The following is a 19,612-nucleotide window of genomic DNA, read 5'->3' as shown; positions in this document are numbered from 1 at the left end:
TGAACCACGATGCTTTTAATCCCCTGTCGCTGCAATTCTCGGTGTAATCCAAAGCCCGAAAATCCAGCTTCATAGGCGCTATGAATCTCAGCCTCTGGAAAAAATTTACGCAGTGGTTTTCCTAAAGCCTCAGGCTCTGCTGCTGTTTTCCAACGTTTTGCCTCCATTTTCTGCAGTCGTGCCACAACCGCATAGGTTAGTGTGTGAACATCATTGCCGACATACACTGTTTCCCGGTATATGATCTTCTTTGTGCGGTGGGTTTCATACAAGTCTTCCTCGCTTGTTGGGTTTGTATACTTCAAGCTTATGGGTGTCTTGTCTCACCGCACTTTACTTTTTCATCATAGGGACAACCTACCAGATCGGCGATCGCGCTTCGTCCTTTGCTTTTCCCGCTTTTCCCCTTCCTTCACTCTCCATAAGGTCTTGGATAAGGCTTCAGCAGGCGATCGCACTGGTAAACCTGAATTACCTGAACAATCACCCCACCCCGGTAGATGGGAATCTCTGCAACTGGCTGAATGCGTCCAAAGTAGTTCTGGTATTGCGCCAGGGTAGTTTCTGCTTTCTGTTCAGGCGTTACTAAAAGTCCATTCTGGTTGAGCCATTCGCGGCTGGTTGACCAAAAGGCAAATCCCCGTAGATCGGAGTCCAGGACTGTGATGGGTTTAGGGGGCAGGGGAGCCAGTGCCATACCCATTTGTCCCGCCAGAAAAAGGTCGTTGGTAAATACGAAATCGGTGGTTTGCAATGCTGCTTGCAAAGGAGACGATTCTACAAAACCAGAGCGGATTTGCTGAATATCCATCAGTTGAACAGAGGCATCTGTACTGGGAGATAGAAACCCACCTAACAGAGCAAAGCGTCCAGGCTTTTGAAGAGTTCCGAGACTGACATGGAGCAGGGCAATCAGCAGGAAGGTTGCGATCGCCATCCCGGAACCCCACAGCCAGCGCCGCACTAAGCGAGGCGAATTTTGTTGCCATGCCGCCGCTTTCCACCCTAGTAGCAGCGTTGCACTCCAAAACCCCGGCATTGCCCAGGTTGGCAAAATAGGGCGGTAGCCACCCATAAGGGTAAAGCCCAGCACCAGAGGGAGGGCAGTCCAGAGGAGGAGGGGGAAAGGAGAGGATGGGGGGATGGGGGGATGGAGGGATGGGGGGATGGGAGGATGGGGGGATAGGGAAGGAAAGATGGCTTTGCTTACGCCTCTGCTCCTCTTCCCCCCTGCGCCTCTGCTCCTTTTACCTCTCCAGATCTGGTCAAATGCTACGCGCCCACTCACCCACCAGAGGGGAAAGCCAAAGCTGGGAAACAGGTAGGCTACGCCGACGAGAAAAGTCACCAGCAGGTCGAGCAGACTGTAGCCGCGATCGGGGATGGCTCTACCAGACTGAAAGCGGAGGGAAACCCAGTCATGCTGGATATTCCAGATCAGGATGGGAGAAATCGCAAGCATGAATAATCCGACACTGAGCAGCATCCAGGGAGACCCCACTGCTACACGGTGACGGGGACTGGTGAGACAAAATCCGACCAGCCCAAAACCCAGTGCCAGTCCGTGATATTTACTCAGACAAGATAAGCCAACCAGGAGACCGATGATTGCCAGACAGTAGGTGGGAGAGTAGGGGGAGGGGGGAGAAGAGGAAGGGAGGGAAAGAGGAGAGTTGAGAGTTGAGAGTTGAGAGTTGAGCGTTGGGAGTTGGGAGTTGGACATTTTGCCATACGCCTTTATTCCGCCCCCTATCCCCCGTCCCCCGTCCCCTGCCCCCTGCTCTGGAAAAAACTCCCAACTGGCTACATAGAGTGCTGCCGTCCAAAAGAAGATGAGGGGAGCATCGGGAAGGGTCAGTACGCCGAAACCCACGAGGAAGATGGGAATCAGGGTGGCGATCGCCAGGGTCAAAACGGCTGCTCTGGCGGAAAACAACCGCAGGCTGGTGAGGTATAGCAACCAGAGCGCTCCCGTGTGTAGCAAAAGGGTGCCCAGCCGAATGGTGAATTGGGAAACTTCTCCTGTGATCCAGGGACCCAGTCCGGTTGAGAGGGCAACCAGCAGTGGATGGTCGAAATAGCTCCAGTCGAGGTGCTGGGTGTAGAGGTAGTAATATGCCTCATCAAAACCGGGGGGGAGGGAAAGGGCGATCGCGCTGCGCCCCAACAGTCCTCCTACCAACAGTCCCATTGCCCAATGGTGATGCTTCTGATCTAACCCTGTTTGCAAACCGCTGACTCCTATTTGGGCAACTGAGAAATGACCTGTCTAGAAACTCGAACCAACTGATAGGGAACTGCCTCCCCCAAACGTTGATACTGTCCTGGCTGCAAACCCAGGTGAGTCAGCTTGTCGGGAAATGACAAAATCAAGATCGTGGGGCTTTGAGGTTGGTTGCTTGCGCTTGCCTCGTGCTGGCTGTCTTGCAAGTAACCCAAGGTTGACCGGGAACGGAGTCTAAAGGTCACAGGCTGGTGGCTGTAGAATACAACACTTGGCTTTTTTATCCCAATCATGACCACTTCTTCATCGGGCTGTCTTTCCTGCAAAATAATTTGGGATAACTGCCGTAAAGGAAGCTGGCGTTGGGAATCGACAATGGATGACGCAGGTAGTAGAACCACCACAATCAAAATAAGTAGCCCACTGGTATTTATCAGCCAGATCCAGTGTGTCTGCTGACGCAGTACCAGCAGCAGAATGACCAATGCAATTGAGAGGGCGATCGCTCCTCCTAGAATTGGCAGTCCTGATTGTTGTAGCAGGGAAGCCAACTTTGGGAGGGCGCGATCGCCCTTGACCAGTTGAGGCGCGTAGAACATCAGTCCCGCCACCGCCATAAAGAAAATCCCATTCAAAACCCCGCTTAGTTTGACTCCCCAGGAAGACGGTGAACCCTGGATCATTCGTTCACTCCACCACAGTGCGACCAGGATTGCCGTCGCTGGCATTAAGGGCAGTACATAGCTGGGCAATTTAGTGACAGCAATGGTGAAAAAGAGAAAAGTGCCGATAAACCAGAAAAAAGCAAACAATCCCAGGTGACTAGACCGGGGCTGATGATGCCAGATTGATCGTTTCCAGGGCTGTAAGCAGGCGATCGCCCCAGGCAGGTACAGCGACCACGGCGCAAACCCCAACAGCACGACCACAAAGTAAAAATACCAGGGTGCCCAGTGACGGTTAACAACCTCCGTAAACCGCTCAATATTGTGATAACCAAAAAATGACTCGATGAATGCTTCCCCGTTTGCCAGTGTCACCAGAATGTACCAGGGCAAGGCAATCACCAGGATGAGCAGCAGACCCCAGAGTGGGCGCATTTCCCGCAGAACCACCTTCAAATTTCCCACGTAGAGCAGAAAGGAACCGATAATCAATCCTGGCAGCACAATCCCCACGGGTCCTTTGCTCAAAATTGCTAGTGCGATGAAGAGATAAAAGACAAGATACCAGCGGAGGGAAGGAGTTAGGGAGCGGGGGGGCAGAGGAGCCGATGAGGGACGGGGATCGGCGTATCCCCAGAAAAATGCCATCAAGGCAATCCCTATACACCCGCTCAGGAGCATGTCGGAAACTCCTGTTCTTGCCCAGGCAATCGTTAAGGGATGCAGGGCAATCAGGGTGGAGCCAACCAGGGCAGCCAACCAGCGTTGATGGGAAGCGGGTTGAGTATCCGCAGAAGCCCCAAACCGCCATAGGGTGTAAAAGACCATACCCATCAGGGCGATCGCCGATAATGCCGAGGGTAACCGTACCGACCACTCATGCACGCCAAGGGTCTGGTAGGCGATCGCTATTAGCCAGTAGATCAGGGGTGGTTTGTCAAACCGGGTTTCTTGATTGAAGTAGGGGGTGACCCAATCTCCGGTTTCGGTCATCTGGCGGGCGGCTTCCGCAAACAGTGGCTCTGTTTCATCGACTAGACCAGTACTACCCAGATTCCAGAGGAAGGCAATTCCACCAATAACCAGAACCCACACCACTGGAACGAATGCGGTCGCGATCGGATGTTTATTCCAATACCGCCAGAAACCCGCAGTCTGCTGTCCCACGAATCCCTTCATTCAGCCTCTCGCTCCTCAAAACACCACAATATCGCTTACAGATCCATTCACAGACCTTACTTTAGCGATAAAAGTGGCATCCCTGGGCGGAGGCACCAGGCGTTATTGTGAATTTGATACCATAAACACACCCCTTCGCTTTCAGGAAGCGACTTCTAAGGGCGATCGCGGTTACAGCGAGTGTATGGGTGGATGAGTGGCTTATGCCAGGGGAAACGGCTGTATGTCAATTGCTATCACTGAAGCAATTACCACGCTTGCCGAGGCGGAGCGGCGATTTAACCTGTCGCGAACGGAGGATGAATCGTTTTTTTCAGAATGGCAAGTTAATTTGCCTGACCTTTCAATGGCTGAACAAACCTCCCTGGACGAGTTACGACGACGATATCTATATCAACGCTCTGAAGGACAGTTGTTAGAAGGAACCGTTACCTTATTGCTGGCATCTCCACTACTCACGATTGCAGGCTTGTATGACCCACCATTTCGGGTACGGGCAGAAGAATCGGTTCAGTTGACATTGAATGATGGGGAAGAGGTTTTGCAAGGGCGAATCGATGTGCTGGTGTTGTTCAATCAGCTTTGGGTGGTGGTATTGGAGTCAAAGAAAACGGCATTATCAGTTTGGGCTGCTTTGCCCCAAACCCTGGCTTATCTCATGGCAAATCCTCAGGCTGAGCGACCCAGCTTTGGGATGGTGACGAATGGCGATGACATTTTCTTTGTCAAACTGATGCAGAAATCGCAGCAGAACTATGCTTTATCACGGGTGTTTGCCCCGTTTACCTCAAGTCGAGAGCTTTATCATGCTTTGCGGATTTTAAAGCGCATTAGTCAGATGATTAGGGAGGATGTAGGATAGGCGATCGCTAGAGATCCCTGATTTCTTGTTCAAACTTAAAGCGGTTTTCGGACGAGTGCCACCCAGGCGATGCCTTTAGATTCATGCGAAACAATGGCTCGGTGTGGCATACACAAATGAAAATGGCTGTTGCTATATTTAATTCCATCAACCGGGGAGGAGCGGTTGTACACCTCGTCACAATTAATCAATCGGATGGTTTCCTGCCTCACACACCTATGGATCTGTTTGAAAAGCATCTTCAGGACATGACTGAAGCGGAAGCGCCGTTAGCCGCACGGATGAGGCCTCGCACCCTGGATGAGTTTGTTGGGCAGGATGCGATCGTGGGTCCAGGTAGGCTTCTGCGGCGGGCGATTCAGGCAGATCAGTTATCGTCGCTAATTTTTTATGGACCTCCAGGGACAGGAAAAACAACCCTGGCACGAGTTATTGCCAATACAACCAAAGCTCATTTCATCTCGATTAACGCGGTTCTGGCAGGTGTCAAAGAGATCCGGGAGGCGATCGCCACTGCCCAGGAAAAGCGCGGCATGTATCATCAGCGCACGATTCTGTTCGTCGATGAAGTCCATCGCTTCAACAAGTCCCAGCAGGATGCCCTATTGCCCTGGGTTGAAACCGGAACCGTGATTTTAATTGGGGCAACGACTGAAAACCCCTATTTTGAAGTCAATAAGGCATTGGTTTCGCGATCGCGCCTGTTTCAACTGAAACCCCTGGACGAAGAGGACTTGCGAAAAGTGGTGCAGCAGGCGTTAACCAATCCGGAGCGGGGGTATGGTCATCGCCATGTACAAGTCGATCAAAATGCCCTGGATCATCTGGTGAATGTTGCCAATGGAGATGCCCGGGCGCTTTTAAATGCGCTAGAACTGGCGGTTGAAACGACCTCTCCTGATGCCAATGGAGCCATTCGGATTGACCTGGCAGTTGCAGAAGAATCCATTCAGCAACGGGCGGTTCTCTACGACAAAGAAGGGGATGCTCATTTTGATACCATTAGTGCCTTCATCAAAAGTGTGCGCGGGTCGGATCCGGATGCTGCCCTATACTGGTTGGCACGCATGGTTTATGCGGGAGAAGATCCCCGCTTCATCCTGCGTCGTCTTCTGATTCTGGCAGGCGAGGATGTGGGCATGGCAGATCCCAATGCGATCGCCATTGTCAACGCCTGCGCTCAAGCCTTTGATCGGGTGGGGATGCCAGAAGGACGCTATCCCCTGGCTCACGCAACTCTCTACTTAGCAACCGCCCCCAAATCCAACAGTGTTATGGGTTTTTTCGATGCTCTGTCTACCGTCGAGCAGGAACGGGAAGCAGAGGTGCCGAATCCATTAAAAGATGCTAACCGGGACAAAAAAGGATTTGGGCATGGAGGTGGTTATCTCTATCCCCATGCCTATCGAGACCACTGGGTTGCTCAGCAGTATCTGCCTTCCAGTCTGCAAGGACAGGTGTTTTATCAACCCTCTGACCAGGGTTACGAAGCGGAAATTCGCCATCAGGTGACTCGCAGGCGGGAAGCCCAACTGGCAGCTCTGGTAGAAGGAATAGGAATTGCAACGCCTGAAATGTTGACATTTAATGCCACCGATTCGGTGCAGGAGCGCTGGCTGCAACGAACTATTGGACAGGCAGGGGAACGATTGGGAGCCGTGCGCGATCGCCTGTTTGCCCTAGCCCACCCCCAACGCCATCATGTCATTCTTGACCTGAACGCGGGCAGTGGGCTACTCACCTGGGAAGCGGTGCGACAGGTTCCTGAAGGAGGCGTTTATGCCTGTGTTTATAGTGAAACGGACGCGATCGCATTGGCTGAACAAGCCATCGCACTACCAGAATTGTCTCGTCCTCTGGTACTGCAATCGGATCTAGCCCATTTAACGGAGGTATTAACTGCACAATTGCCAACGATTCAGTTTGACTGCATTATTGGGCGTAATACATTAATGAAAGCATCGGATAAGCCCAAAATCATCCAATCTTTTTTGACATGGTTGCGACCCAATGGAACGATCACTTTGGCAGAGGCAATTCCCCATGAGGCGCAACGACTTTATCATTTACTTGAACCGACTGCCTTCAGTTCAAAGCTATACAAAAAACTGATTCGAGCAGAAGAATCCATCTACTCTCAACCTTCCGATCCGATGGTGAACTGGGATGCGGCAGATTTACAGAAAATGTTTGAAGCCACTGGCTTTACCACAACGATCACCATTGAACGTACTGCAACGGAAATACTAATCACAAAAGCTTTAATTAATCGCTGGTTTGAACCAGGTAGCCACACCCAACCGACCTATGCCTTTCATTTAGCACAAACACTTTCTGAAACTGAAATCACCCAAATTCACACTGCTTTTCAGCGATTACAAAATCAAACTGTGAACTGGGAAAGTGCGATCGCCTTTATCTATGCTATTCAGAACTACAGCGGTTTTCAGACGACTGCCACACAGGCGATGCCTTTAGATTAATGCGAAACAATAGATCGGTGTGGCATACACAAATGAAAATGGCTGTAAACGTTTTAGTCCTCCGAAATTCCAAAAATTTCGGAGGACTGGTCTGAGTTAGAAGGTTCTATAGCGGTACTCGTAATGACCGGGAACCCAGTAACGACGACCATAACGGTCAAATTTCCAGCAACCAGGAATCCACACTCTGTGACGATGAGAATGTCCATACCGATGGCGATTCCCATAGCGGTAGGAATTGTGGGAATTGGTATTCACCGTTTTCTCAAAATGGTTCTGGCTGGTGACAATGCTCCCTGCCGATGCTGGCTTTGCAGACAAAGATGCAGCAGCCATAGGAATGATCAGCAAAGAGGCAGCGACGATTTGTTTGATCTTCATGATAGGAACTCCTTAGGGCAATTGGAATAATCAGGTATTGATTTCGTTCTGAATAGAGCATCATGTCTAATCAGAAGCATTCCTGATATTCCGGTGTACCCGGAAGGGTGATTTTTTTGAAGCTTGAAGTTGTTGTTCAGAAGTTTTTTGTAAATGCATGAATACTTTCGGCGTGTTTACAAGTGGTTGTCTACAAAGCCTCAGTTTGTAGCCCAAGTATTCAGAGAGCGAAACATACTCTACGGGAAGCAAGCGACGGGTGACGGTTTTGTCAATTTCCAGGAGATTATTTGCCGAATGTTCACCCATCCCTTGCGCCCACCCCTTATGATGGAAATTCACTCGCCAATAAAGGCTAGTGATTCCATAAAAATCGCCCCTCCAAGTTGGAGGGGTTTCCTATCTTCTCTTGGTAATCTCTCCAGGTACCGGACAGACTCACAAACAAAAAATCCCCTTGCGACCAGCAAGGGGTTGTCTAGAGGGGGTGCCTACTAATGTTCCGTCAGGAAATTTTTGACGGGTCGTAGACCCTCAAAATTTAGCCATCCTTAACTTCTTGGGTGTTCGCTGCCTGTCAAATTTAATTTGACAGACCACAGGAGAGAAGGGGAGTTGTTCTTGTTAGCGATCGTACTGAGTGCCTCTGTAGCACAGTTGAACGTTCATAGCAGGTTGAGTGTGGATGCTGTTAACTGTGTAGCGGTTGCCGCGATACATTCCTTCGCGCTGGGTTGGGGTTGCTTCAACGGTAGTTTCAGAGCGTTGGTAGCGGTTGCCAAGGAAGGTCAGAATCATGGGAAAAACTCCTTTGAGGGGTGGGGGTTGCCGATGTGCTCTTGATTGAGCTGATGGGTTTAATCATGCCGGAATTTCCCATCTCATCTGGTGATCCCTCCCACAAGAGAATAGTGATATTTCTTTGGTCAAAGCATGACTCAAGGACCACTCATCCAGGTCAGCCGTCACATGCACATAGGATCTGAGTCACAAGATTCTCGTCAAGGGCGATCGCCCTGTATATTCCTGTACGTAAAAGTAATGTAAAAGCTTCGTAAATCTACTAGACCATACCGACTCAATATGCAAGCATTAATGCTAGACAATAATTCTTTGAATACGATTTATTATGGCAAGAATCAAGCACAACCCCCCGATCAAGCTTGTGGTTGGATTAACTGGAGCCATCCTAACCACTTTAGTCGTAGCAGCCCCTTCGCTTAGTGCAACGCTTTCATTCACAACCAATCGTACAGACATCCTGAGCGACGACCAATTGGACTGGGCAAGCCTGGGTCCGATTGTACCGCCCCAACCCTTCAAACTTCTGCCTTTTGGATTTGCAGCGACCTCCGAGGGCGGGCTACCAGTCAACGTCACCATTCCTCCAACAGGCAATCCTGCAATTACTCCACCGCTTCTGTTTCAAACAACGGCTACGGGTATTGCAACAAATTTTGCCCCTGGTGATTTCATCCTTTTTACCGGGTTGCTTCCAACTCAGTTTCCTGCACCTGGAAATCCAGGACCGCTGTCACTCAGTTTTGAAACTCCCGTTGGCGGAGCCGGTGCCCAAATTGCTGTAGATGATACCTTTCAGTTCACCGCTTTTATTTCTGCGTTTGATCGTGACAACAATCTACTGGGTACCTTCTCTGCACCAGGTACGTCCTCCCTGGCTTTGGATAACTCTGCGTTATTTCTAGGGGTTTTTAGTGATACAGAAAACATTTCACGACTCGAATTTAGCTCCTCAATCCCCGATCGCGCCATTGGGATAAACACGCTCAGTGTTCAAACCGCTGCTGTACCTGAACCTGGCACTATCGTTGCACTGAGCTTGGCTGGGCTTGGTTTGGGGATGGCTAAGAGACGGAGGGCGTAAGCGAAAAGCCATGGATCACGATCGCCCGCTGCCATTTTCGAGGGTAAGGCGATCGGGTTTATTGCATAAATAGCAAGATCCCCAATTTTTCGGAAAAGTTGGGATCTAAAATCATGTTTAAACCTCATCCAGGTTGAGAACGGAGATTTTTCCCAGGAAAAACTACAAGAAAACCTACGGATCTCTCAGTTGGTGAGGTTTATCGGATGGAGATTTACCTATAGCGTTTTTGAATCCAGTGAGGTACATGGATAGCTGTAGAACCCTTGAGTCAAAAAGATAAGATGTACCTCACCCAGAAAGGAAACGCTATATCTACAGTCCTGGAATTTCAGAAACCTCACCTGGAATTTCCTCCACCGAAAACCCGGTCATGGATTGCCACTCTTCCAGCGTAAATTCATAGCCATAGGTCTTTGCCATCTCAATAAATTGCTCGACACTGACGGCGGTACTCAGATGTTCCCGCAGAGGCGGGTTAGCCTGGGCAACACGGAACAGTTGGGCGACAGCTTCCTTTGCCATGTCGATGGTGCTCCTCGCTGGGATTGGTGTTCACAGGCAGAATAGCAACTTTTTTTAGGCAACCAGTACTAACTTCCGTCAGGTTTTCCTTAGCGGGCGATCGCCCTATTCTGCTAATAGCATCACCGCAATGGTCTGAACCACTCATGCAACCGTTCAAACGGTTAGCCACCAATCTAAAAATGGCTGATGAGTAATCTATAAAACCGCCAAATATTTTATGTGAAAGGGTTATGCAAAAGGTTGTTGCCGTACTCCTGCGATCGTTTCTCCGGCGGTATCCCATTCCGACCCGGATTAACTTGTATAGCTACCTGGGGCGGTATGCATGGCTCAAAGATGTTTTAGAGGAATTGCGCCCGGAACTGTTTCCTCCCCAGCGCGACCTCTCAGAAGCGGCTACGGTTGAAGCCCTTCCCCTGAAGCCAGATATCACAATTTTAGGAATTCTGGAGCGTTCTGAGATTCGGGGGCGGTTGGGATACTACAAAGCTGAAACCTATCTGGGACAGCGGGGAAACGGGCATTTGTTTGGAGCAGTTGAGACGACTTCTAAACGTCCCGTCACCATCAAAGAATTCCTATTGCCCGTATCAAATTTCACCAAGGCAGAAGCGCTTCAGCAACAGAATCAGTTTAAGCGATTGGCTGGGATACAACTGGCAGATGGGCGGTTCCAGGACTTTCGAGTGATTCAGCCGTTTGAGGCGATCGCCGATAGCGAGTCTCATGAGCGCTGTTTTCTGGTCACTGAGGCACACGATCAATCCCCAACCTTGCGGCATTATCTCCACCGTCACAAGGTGCTACCGCTGGAGCAGGTGCGGGAAATTTTGAGCCAGATTTTACAAAGCCTGGATTTTCTGCACAAGCAAAAGTTTAGTTTTCCATCGGATGCCATTCAGAATGGACTGATTCACGGCAACTTAAACCTGGACAGTGTGCTTTGGACAGAGCAACAAGCCCGCCCTTTTGTCTACCTCTCTGATTTGCTGCTCTGGGAGCAGTGTTTTGATCCAGCGGACAAGCAAAAGCGATCCACTCAGGCAACCACAGACAGTATTCAGCAGGACCTTCGGGCGGTTGGCGATCTGGGAGCCACTCTGCTACAAGGGCTGGAACCGGATGACCGGCTTGCCATCGACCCAACGTTTAAGTACTTCCTGGACGCATTGCGCACCGCTAAGTTTGACAGCGCCGAAACTGCCCGGCGGGAACTGCTGCGCCAAGTGCCGCGATCGCCCATGGCCATTTCTGCCCTGGAGGACGGCACCACTCCAATTTCCCCCTCTAAGCGATTCTCTCCCTTGCTGCTTCTGGGGTTGTTGGGGCTATTGGTTGGCGCATGGATGCTGTTTCCCCGCTTACGTCCAACCGCAGCCCGGGTTTCTTCTACCCCCCAGGTTTCGGTTTCCACCTGCTGCCTGAGCGAAATTAGCGGAATTCCCGCTGGGGAGTTTACCTACACATCCGTTCAGGGGGGAACCTGGTGGACGGTGCTGCAACAGCCAAACCTGCTACAGCCGGGGCAGAGTTTGATGCAGGCACTGGCGATCGCCCAACCCAAGCTTCGCTTACAGTATGCGCCCACCCGCTCCCTGGATCAGGTGTTGCAACAGGTGCGACTGGGGGAGGTGGACTTTGCTGTGCTGCCGTTGCTTGATGAATTGCCTGGAGATTTAATGGCACAGGAAATTGCCTACGATGGTCTGGCAGCCGTAGTTTCGTTTAGCTACTCTGAGCGCCAACAGGGACTTCCGACCGCGTTAAAGGGGCAACTCACACTGGAGCAGGTGCAGAAACTCTATGTCGATCAGATTGACCAATGGAAATCCCTGGGAGGTCCCCCGTTGAAGGCGCAGCGCTATGCTTCCAAAAACCCGGAGGCGATCGCCATCTTTGAGCAACGGGTATTGAATTCTAGAAGTCTTCAAGGATTGCCTTATATTCAGTCATTCCCTGCCATTGAACTTTTGCGTCAGATTATCCGGGATTTTGAAGACCGCAACATTGGTAGTCTTGGGTTTACTCCCTTGAGTGAAATGTCAGGGCAATGTTCGGTTTATCCGCTGGCGCTTAGCCAGGACGGAAAACCAGCAGTACAAGCCCTTGTTTTGAGCAATGGACAGGATATCAGTCCAGAAACCGATTTGTGCGCCCGTAAGGGCGCTTACGCTCCAGATCCTGAGCGCTTTCAGACGAATGCCTATCCACTCAGCTACCCAGTTTTAGTGGTCTACCCGCGAGATAACCGGCGATCTGCGATCGGTAAAAAATTTGTTGAACTGATGCGAACGATCGAGGGACAGCGATTGCTGCAATCGGCGGGATTGGTGCCTTTAAGGCAGGTGAGGGGGGAAAGGGGGAAGGAGTGAAGGGGGATCGCTACCACTGAATACTTGTTGTCTACTGGTCTTTAGCTTTCATGCGGCTGGTCAGCGCCATCGGAGGAAGAGGTTGAGGTCAATGGATGAGATTAAGCAATCGCTGCCTGATTCTGAGGCGCAGGGTTTAGGGGACAGACGGGGGGAAAGCGATAATAATCACTTCAGCCAATCGAATTCTCTTCAAATTCCTTTATCCGATCGCCTGAAAGCCGTTGGGATCATTGTCCTCGCAGGTGGTCTGGGGGTTGGAACGGTTTTACTAGGGCTTGCTCTCTGGCATCGGGAAAGAGAGGAAACCCTGCTACCAATCCCTGCAACCACTGAAAGTAGAGGTTTTCAGCAGAAACCGATGCGCGATCGCGTCTCGATCATTACCCCGGATACTTCGGCGATCGCTCCCCCGCAGGCAAGGATATCTCCAGCACCAAAATCCGCTCAGGTACAGGGGCATCAGGCACTTCAACCATCTAGCATTCGCACGAATCAGGATTTTCGCAACGCCAGTTCCCCTGCATCCGTGGTAGCAACGCCCCTATCAGCCCCTGCTCCTACCCAATCCCAGAAGCCCCCAGTCACCCAGGATTCCTCACCACCAGCAGTTCCAAGTGCTGCCTCCAGTATCAATCCTGTGGCAGTGATCGCATCTCTGTTACAGGCTCCCCAGCCTGAACTGGATGTACCCATTGCGATCGCTCCCCGCCCAGTCCCCCCTATGCCAGTCGCAACGGAGAAACCAGCTCAATCTATCTTTGTCCCACCCCCGATTAGCCAAACGCCGGGTAAACCCCCGACTCAAACTACAAGAGTAGAGAAGCCATCTGCTCAGACAATGCCCCCGTCAACGGGCATCTCCACAGACCTTCCACCGGCATCTGGAGTTACCTCCTCTCCAGTTACCCCAACCGATCCAACTACTAGACCTGTTCAACCAGCCTTACCCCCCGACCGGATTCCCACACTGCCAACGGCTCCAGCGGCAACTCAACCTGCACAACCCCCTACACCGCCCGGACAAGTTGATGGGGCAGCGCCAACTGGAGTGGCAGTGAAGCCGCCTGCTCTTCAGGAAGGAGTTTATGTGGATCGTCTGAATATCACGGGCAACACCCGATTTTCCCAGGCTGAACTGGCGGCTGTGGTGCAAAAGGCGATCGCCCCCGACCCGGAAAATTTGTCTGCGACAGGTGATCCAACCGTGATTAATCGCAGGCTTTCTCCGGCAGAACTGGTCAAGGCAAGTGAAGCAATTACCAAACTGTATACCGAGCGCGGTTACATCAACTCCGGTGCCTACGTGCCTGCGGAGGTGCTGGAGGGGGCAAAACCCGAAATCCGAGTGGTGGAAGGGTCCCTGGAATCGATCAAAGTCCAGGTGCAGCCGCCCGGGTTTCTCTGGTTTGCCCGTCCCCTATCGCCTAACTATGTCGAGAAGCGGATTGCCCGTGCCGTTCAGGCTCCGTTGCAAATTGATCAATTGGTGGATGTGGTCAAACTGCTGGAGCAGGATCCGTTGATTGAAAGCATTTCCACGGAACTTTCACCGGGAGCGACCACGGGCAGAAGTGTTTTGAATGTCAAGGTCAGACAGGCAAATCCGCTCAAACTGACCTTTGGCATTGATAACGCCCGCAATCCGACGGTGGGGCGACTACGGCAGTTTATCACCCTGACCCATGCCAATCTTTTGGGACTGGGCGATCGCCTGCTATTTGGTTTTAACCGAAGCGAAGGCAGCCGGGGACTCGATCTGAGCTATGCCATTCCCATCAATGCCCGTAACGGTACCGTCAGTTTTAGTTACAGCAGTAACCGGGGTGAGGTGATTGAGGAACCATTCCGGGAGTTAGATATTAAGGGGCGATCGCAAAACTACGAAATTGCTATCCGCCAACCCATCAAGCAAACTTCAACGGAAGTGATTGCCTTAAGTCTGCGGGGAACCCATTACCGGAATGAAGGGGTGTTTCTAGAATCCTTTAACGGGGGTGTACCACTCCCACTTCCGGCGCGAGGCAGCGACCCAGATGGCAAAACTCGCATTACCGCCCTCCGGTTTGGGCAGGAGTGGCTTAAACGGGGCGATCGGGATGTCATCTCCCTGCAATCCGAGTTCAGTGTCGGTATCAACGCCCTCGATGCAACCCAGTTAGCCATTCCACCGGACGGACGCTTCTTTATGTGGCAGGGACGGGGCTTTTGGGTGCATTCCTTTGCCCCCGATACCCTTCTTGCCGTTAAAGCCCAGTTGCAACTGGCAAACCGTCCCCTGGTACCCGTCGAACAAATCAGTTTCGGAGGTATCGATACCGTGCGAGGCTACCGTACCAGTACGCTGCTAACCGACAACGGTATGTTTGCCTCCGCCGAAATGTACCTGCCCGTTTTACGCCTCCCTAAGTGGCGCAGTGTCGTGCAGGTGGTGCCATTTTTTGATATTGGGCGGGGCTGGAACCGGGGAGATGAGCAACCCAACCCCAGTCTGTTAATGAGTACCGGGTTAGGTCTACAGTGGAAAATTGGCGATAACTTCCGGGCACGGCTCGACTGGGGCATTCCCCTGATCAACAGCCGCACTGAAAATGGTCAATCCCTGAGAGAAAGCCTGTTTTTCTCAATCATTTTTTCACCCTGATGGAAAAGCTAGAAGGTGCTTTACTCATCTGAAAATCGCTCTGAGTTGCAGTAGCATGGGACGGCAAATACCAAATCTGTGACTGCATGGAGATTCTGCGGTATCTCATCATCGGGTTGACTTACCTGGGGCTGGGATTGGGTTACATGCCGGGACTGCGGATGAACCGGGCAACGATCGCCCTGTGTGGAGCTGCCGCCCTGATGGCATTGGGTGTACTGGATCTCAAATCAGCCTGGGCTGCGCTGGACTACAAAACCCTGATTTTCCTGTTCAGCATGATGGTGGTTAGTGCCAACCTGGCAGCATCGGGTTTCTTTCATATCGCACTGGACTATCTGGTGCATTGGGCACGCAGTCCATTCGGGTTGGTTGTGGTGCTGACCTTTGGCAGTGGCATCCTTTCGACGATGTTTTTGAATGACACTATCGTCCTCATCTTTACCCCCCTCATCATCAGCCTTACTGAGGCTTTAAGCCTGAATCCTATTCCCTATCTACTGGCACTGGCAGGGGCAACCAACCTCGGTTCGGTGGCAACCCTCAGTGGCAATCCCCAAAATATTTTGGTGGGTTCCTTTTCTGGCATCAGTTACCTCGACTTTGCGAAAGCGCTGGCTCCCCTGGCGATCGCCTGCCTGCTGGTGCAAATTGGAATGCTGTGGGTTCTGTATCCAGAAGTCCGGGAAACCAAAGCCTGTCTGGTGCTTTCCCCCCAGCGATACCGCCTGTTTAAGCCATTACTCAATAAAAGTCTGGTGATTACCGCTGGCATGATGACTGCCTTTGTGATCGGGTTTCCTCCCGCAGAGGCATCATTGATTGCTGCCGGGTTGTTGTTTATCACTCGCCGGGTTAAGCCTGAACGCTTTCTAAACAAAGTGGAATGGGATTTGCTGGTCATGTTTTCTGGGCTATTTGTTCTCACCGCAGGGGTGCAGAAAATGGGGTCTCTCAATGGAGTTTCCCAACTCATCGAAACTCCACTCCAGATCCTGGGGGGCACCGCTTTACTATCCAATCTGGTATCAAATGTTCCGGCGGTGTTGTTGCTGCATCATCTGATTCCCCAATCCGATGAACGCGCCTGGTTATTGTTGGCTGCCACTTCTACCCTGGCAGGCAACCTGACCTTACTGGGATCTGTAGCCAATCTAATCGTGGCAGAAGCCGCTGCAAAGCAGGGACATCACCTCAACTTTTGGGAACATCTGCGATTCGGGTTGCCGTTAACGGTTGTGGCGCTAACGTTGACCTACTTCTGGCTGTATGGTAGGTGAGGAAAGAGAGGGGAGCGGAGAGAGGAGTAAGGTTCGTCTTTGGCGTTCCCGTAGGGTGGGGTGAAGGAGGCTATCACAGTAACATCACCATTTTTGTAATCCGAGAGCATTGACTGAAGATCCTAAACAATGACTGAAGATCCCAAAATCGATCGCCAGCGAGAGCATCAGGCAAATGAGCGCACCTTTCTTGCCTGGTTGCGGACTTCGATCTCGCTGATTGGGTTTGGGTTTGCGATCGCCCGCTTTGGCATTTTCTTGCAACAGCTTCAACTAACTCTGACACAGCAGGAAGACTCGACGCGACCTTTCTTCAACTCTGAAACGTTAGGGGTGAGTCTGGTCATCTTTGGTATTGTGGTGATTGCGGTTGCCGCATGGCGTTACGATCAGGTGTTTTGGCAAATTGAAAGAGGAGACTATCGCGCCAATCGATGGGTCATCTGGTTGATGGCTGCGATCGTTATAATTTTGGGACTTCTCAGTATTCCCTTACTCCTCTGGCGAAACAAAGCACCTTTCCCTTCCTCCTCTAAGCAATATTCCAATGGGATTTTATTCAAAAAACATTCTTCCCTACCTGATGGATTGGTCCATGTCCGGTTCCGACATGGCAAAGTATCGCCAGCAGATTCTTTCAGGCGTGTCAGGCGAAGTGTTAGAAATTGGCTTCGGCACCGGGTTAAACCTGGCATACTATCCCGATCGCGTCCAAAAAATCACTACCATTGATGTCAACCCCGGTATGAATGCCCTGGCACAAAAGCGAATTCAGGCAGCGGCGATCGCGGTCAACAATCAGGTACTCAATGGAGAATGTCTGCCAATGCCAGATAACTCCTTTGATAGTGTAGTTAGTACCTGGACTCTCTGTAGCATCGCCAACATAGAGCAAGCTTTAGGAGAAATACACCGAATCCTAAAGCCGGGTGGAAAATTCTTCTTTGTAGAACATGGACTGAGCGACGACCCTAAATTACAAATCTGGCAAAATCGCCTCACCCCAGTCCAGAAAGTCTTTGCCGATGGTTGCCACCTCAACCGCAATATCCGTCAATTAGTCCAAAACCAGTTTGATACCGTGGAAGTAGACCAGTTTTATGCAGACAATCTCCCTAAAGTGGTTGGATATTTCTACAAAGGCGTTGCTACCAAGTAGGGAAATAGAAAGGGGGAGTGCGATCGCCCGCCTCATAGGTTGAGGTGACGGCAGGAAACCCAACATCATCAACTACGCAAAAAGGACGATTCAACACTTGTTTAAATTTGTATGTCGCTGTAGTTTGGAAGGTTTTCCGTAATTCGTTTGTAGTATTTGTAGTATAGTTGTGGTAGCTACATCTTTAAAATGTAGTAGTGACTAGTAGGAGTCAGAAAATATAGCAGGTGCGAATCCAGGCAACTGCCTTTTCAGCCCTACCGTCTACCACCTTTTCTATCTATCTGAGGAGGCGAGCCATGCCTTTTGAAATGTTGAACTTGAAAACCTCTAACCCGGTTCTTTCCTGGGCAAACCATGACCTGGGTTCAGAAGAAACCAAGATGGCTAAAAACGTCGCCTCCCTGCCGTTTGTGTTTAAGCATGTGGCACTGATGCCCGACGTTCACCTGGGCAAGGGCGCACTGGTTGGTTCTGTAATTGCCACCAGAGATGCCATCATTCCCGCTGCGGTGGGGGTGGATATTGGCTGCGGTATGTGTGCCATTAAGACTCCCTTTACCGCTGAACAACTCGATGGCAAGCTGAAAAAAATCCGTCAGGAGATTGAGGCAGCCATTCCCGTTGGTTTTAACGAGAACAAGGAAGCAGGGAAGGACGCCCTCAACTGGCAGGGCTGGCGTGATTTCAAGCACCTGCATCGGGGTGTGCAGAAGTTAGAAAGCAAAGCCATGAAGCAAATGGGTTCCCTCGGTGGCGGCAACCACTTCATCGAAGTGTGCCTGGATGCTAATGACCAGGTGTGGCTGATGCTGCACTCCGGTTCACGCAATATTGGCAACATGCTGGCGCAGAACCACATCAACACTGGGAAAGAACTGTCACGGTTGACGGACATCAAATTGCCCGATCCAGACCTGGCATATTTCGTGGCGGGTACACCTGAGTTTGCCGCTTACTGGCATGACCTCCAGTGGGCGCAGAACTATGCCCGCATGAACCGTGAAGTCATGATGGCTCGTTTCCAGCGGATTGTGGAACAACACCTGGCAGGTGGCAAACCTACCAAGCCCTTGCTGTCGGTCAACTGCCACCATAACTACGCTGAGAAGGAAGTTCACTACGGTGAAGACGTTTATGTCACCCGCAAGGGAGCGGTTCGTGCCCGCGAAACTGACTACGGCATCATCCCTGGCTCAATGGGGGCAAAGTCCTTCATTGTCAAAGGCAAGGGGAACCACGAGAGCTACTGCTCTTGCTCCCACGGTGCCGGACGCACTATGTCTCGCAACAAGGCAAAGAACGCTTACACCCTGGATGACCTGATCCAGCAAACCCAGGGGGTTGAATGCCGAAAGGATGCGGGGGTGCTGGATGAAATTCCGGCTGCCTACAAGCCGATTGAGCAGGTGATGGCGAATCAGTCTGATCTGGTTGAAGTGGTTGCCACTCTGAAGCAGGTAGTTTGTGTGAAAGGGTAATACCAATTTGAATTGAAACTACGCCAGATCCTGGTACGGGCTTGGCACTGCCAAGCCCCTCCTGAACTTTGATGTGCCCACAAGTCCGTTTAAATCGGTGTAATTAAACACGCCATTGAGGGATACAACTGTCGTAGTCATACCAATTTAAATTGAGTAGAAGGCAAATGATTTAGACTGAGAAGTAGTGTTTCAGACTCAGCCAATGGTGGGTGTTACGTCAATCGAAGTGAAGGAAAGTTTGGATGATTTAGCTTTGCAGTTACGTAAAGCGGACACAGAGAGTTCAAAGGAACGATTTCAAGTGCTGTACTGGCTAAAGCATGAAAACGCTCCCAGCATCTGTTTGATTGCGAAAGCGAACGGGAAACATCGAAACACGGTGCAAACGTGGTTATCGATGTAGCGGGATGGTGGCATCGAAGCGATGTTAGAATTTAGGAAATCACATGTGGTTGTGCGAGTGATT

The 19,612-nt window shown here is 51.1% G+C and carries 14 protein-coding genes and 2 pseudogenes; 10 read left to right on the top strand and 6 right to left on the bottom strand.

Annotation, left to right across the window (positions count from 1 at the left end; genetic code table 11):
• From AC1S52_RS32390 to AC1S52_RS32380, 3 genes and pseudogenes are all read right to left on the bottom strand, one after another.
• Positions 1–272, bottom strand: a pseudogene (locus tag AC1S52_RS32390) (hypothetical protein); the annotation flags it as partial.
• A gap of 140 nt (positions 273–412) precedes the next feature.
• Positions 413–2,230, bottom strand: coding sequence for an ArnT family glycosyltransferase (locus tag AC1S52_RS32385; protein WP_482033176.1), 1,818 nt, complete (start codon positions 2,228–2,230; stop codon positions 413–415).
• Positions 2,231–2,241: 11 nt separating this feature from the next.
• Positions 2,242–4,068, bottom strand: coding sequence for an ArnT family glycosyltransferase (locus AC1S52_RS32380; RefSeq protein ID WP_482033175.1), 1,827 nt, complete (start codon positions 4,066–4,068; stop codon positions 2,242–2,244).
• A 223-nt stretch (positions 4,069–4,291) separates the two neighbouring features.
• Between AC1S52_RS32380 and AC1S52_RS32375 the strand changes: the two genes are divergently transcribed.
• Complete coding sequence (locus AC1S52_RS32375; RefSeq protein ID WP_482033174.1) at positions 4,292–4,930, top strand: type I restriction endonuclease; 639 nt, start codon at positions 4,292–4,294, stop codon at positions 4,928–4,930.
• A gap of 116 nt (positions 4,931–5,046) precedes the next feature.
• The gene (locus AC1S52_RS32370; RefSeq protein WP_482033173.1) at positions 5,047–7,413 is read left to right on the top strand and encodes an AAA family ATPase; all 2,367 of its coding nucleotides are present in this window, start codon (positions 5,047–5,049) and stop codon (positions 7,411–7,413) included.
• 96 nt (positions 7,414–7,509) lie between these two features.
• Here the strand turns inward: AC1S52_RS32370 and AC1S52_RS32365 are convergent, their stop codons facing one another.
• The gene (locus tag AC1S52_RS32365) at positions 7,510–7,794 is read right to left on the bottom strand and encodes a hypothetical protein (protein WP_482033172.1); all 285 of its coding nucleotides are present in this window, start codon (positions 7,792–7,794) and stop codon (positions 7,510–7,512) included.
• A 624-nt stretch (positions 7,795–8,418) separates the two neighbouring features.
• Positions 8,419–8,592: a DUF4278 domain-containing protein gene (locus tag AC1S52_RS32360; protein WP_482033171.1), complete on the bottom strand. Its 174-nt coding sequence runs from the start codon at positions 8,590–8,592 to the stop codon at positions 8,419–8,421.
• Positions 8,593–8,923: 331 nt separating this feature from the next.
• On the opposite strand from AC1S52_RS32360, the gene AC1S52_RS32355 reads away from it, so the two are divergent.
• Positions 8,924–9,679: a PEP-CTERM sorting domain-containing protein gene (locus AC1S52_RS32355; RefSeq protein WP_482033170.1), complete on the top strand. Its 756-nt coding sequence runs from the start codon at positions 8,924–8,926 to the stop codon at positions 9,677–9,679.
• 315 nt (positions 9,680–9,994) lie between these two features.
• Here the strand turns inward: AC1S52_RS32355 and AC1S52_RS32350 are convergent, their stop codons facing one another.
• Positions 9,995–10,204: a Nif11-like leader peptide family natural product precursor gene (locus tag AC1S52_RS32350; RefSeq protein WP_482033169.1), complete on the bottom strand. Its 210-nt coding sequence runs from the start codon at positions 10,202–10,204 to the stop codon at positions 9,995–9,997.
• Positions 10,205–10,437: 233 nt separating this feature from the next.
• Here AC1S52_RS32350 and AC1S52_RS32345 point away from each other — a divergent pair, with 233 nt between their 5' ends.
• The 7 genes and pseudogenes from AC1S52_RS32345 (at position 10,438) to AC1S52_RS32315 (ending at position 19,549) form a co-directional block, all read left to right on the top strand.
• Positions 10,438–12,579 carry a hypothetical protein gene (locus AC1S52_RS32345; RefSeq protein ID WP_482033168.1) on the top strand — a complete coding sequence of 714 codons (2,142 nt, stop codon included), beginning with the start codon at positions 10,438–10,440 and terminating at the stop codon, positions 12,577–12,579.
• Between the two features lie 91 nt (positions 12,580–12,670).
• The gene (locus tag AC1S52_RS32340) at positions 12,671–15,223 is read left to right on the top strand and encodes a ShlB/FhaC/HecB family hemolysin secretion/activation protein (RefSeq protein WP_482033167.1); all 2,553 of its coding nucleotides are present in this window, start codon (positions 12,671–12,673) and stop codon (positions 15,221–15,223) included.
• 86 nt (positions 15,224–15,309) lie between these two features.
• On the top strand, positions 15,310–16,503 hold the full coding sequence (locus AC1S52_RS32335; RefSeq protein ID WP_482033166.1) for an anion transporter: 1,194 nt from the start codon (positions 15,310–15,312) through the stop codon (positions 16,501–16,503).
• A gap of 129 nt (positions 16,504–16,632) precedes the next feature.
• Positions 16,633–16,887, top strand: a pseudogene (locus AC1S52_RS32330) (YidH family protein); the annotation flags it as partial.
• A gap of 163 nt (positions 16,888–17,050) precedes the next feature.
• A complete protein-coding gene (locus tag AC1S52_RS32325; protein WP_482033165.1) occupies positions 17,051–17,662 on the top strand; it encodes a class I SAM-dependent methyltransferase in 612 nt (203 codons plus the stop codon).
• Positions 17,663–17,961: 299 nt separating this feature from the next.
• Positions 17,962–19,143 carry an RtcB family protein gene (locus AC1S52_RS32320; protein WP_482033164.1) on the top strand — a complete coding sequence of 394 codons (1,182 nt, stop codon included), beginning with the start codon at positions 17,962–17,964 and terminating at the stop codon, positions 19,141–19,143.
• A 187-nt stretch (positions 19,144–19,330) separates the two neighbouring features.
• Positions 19,331–19,549, top strand: coding sequence for a hypothetical protein (locus AC1S52_RS32315; protein WP_482033163.1), 219 nt, complete (start codon positions 19,331–19,333; stop codon positions 19,547–19,549).
• Positions 19,550–19,612: the final 63 nt, after the last annotated feature.

The sequence above is a fragment of the Kovacikia sp. CALU 1929 genome (genome assembly GCF_056784235.1).
Note: the sequence above shows the minus strand (reverse complement) of the source record. Positions and strands in the feature narration are given on the sequence as shown.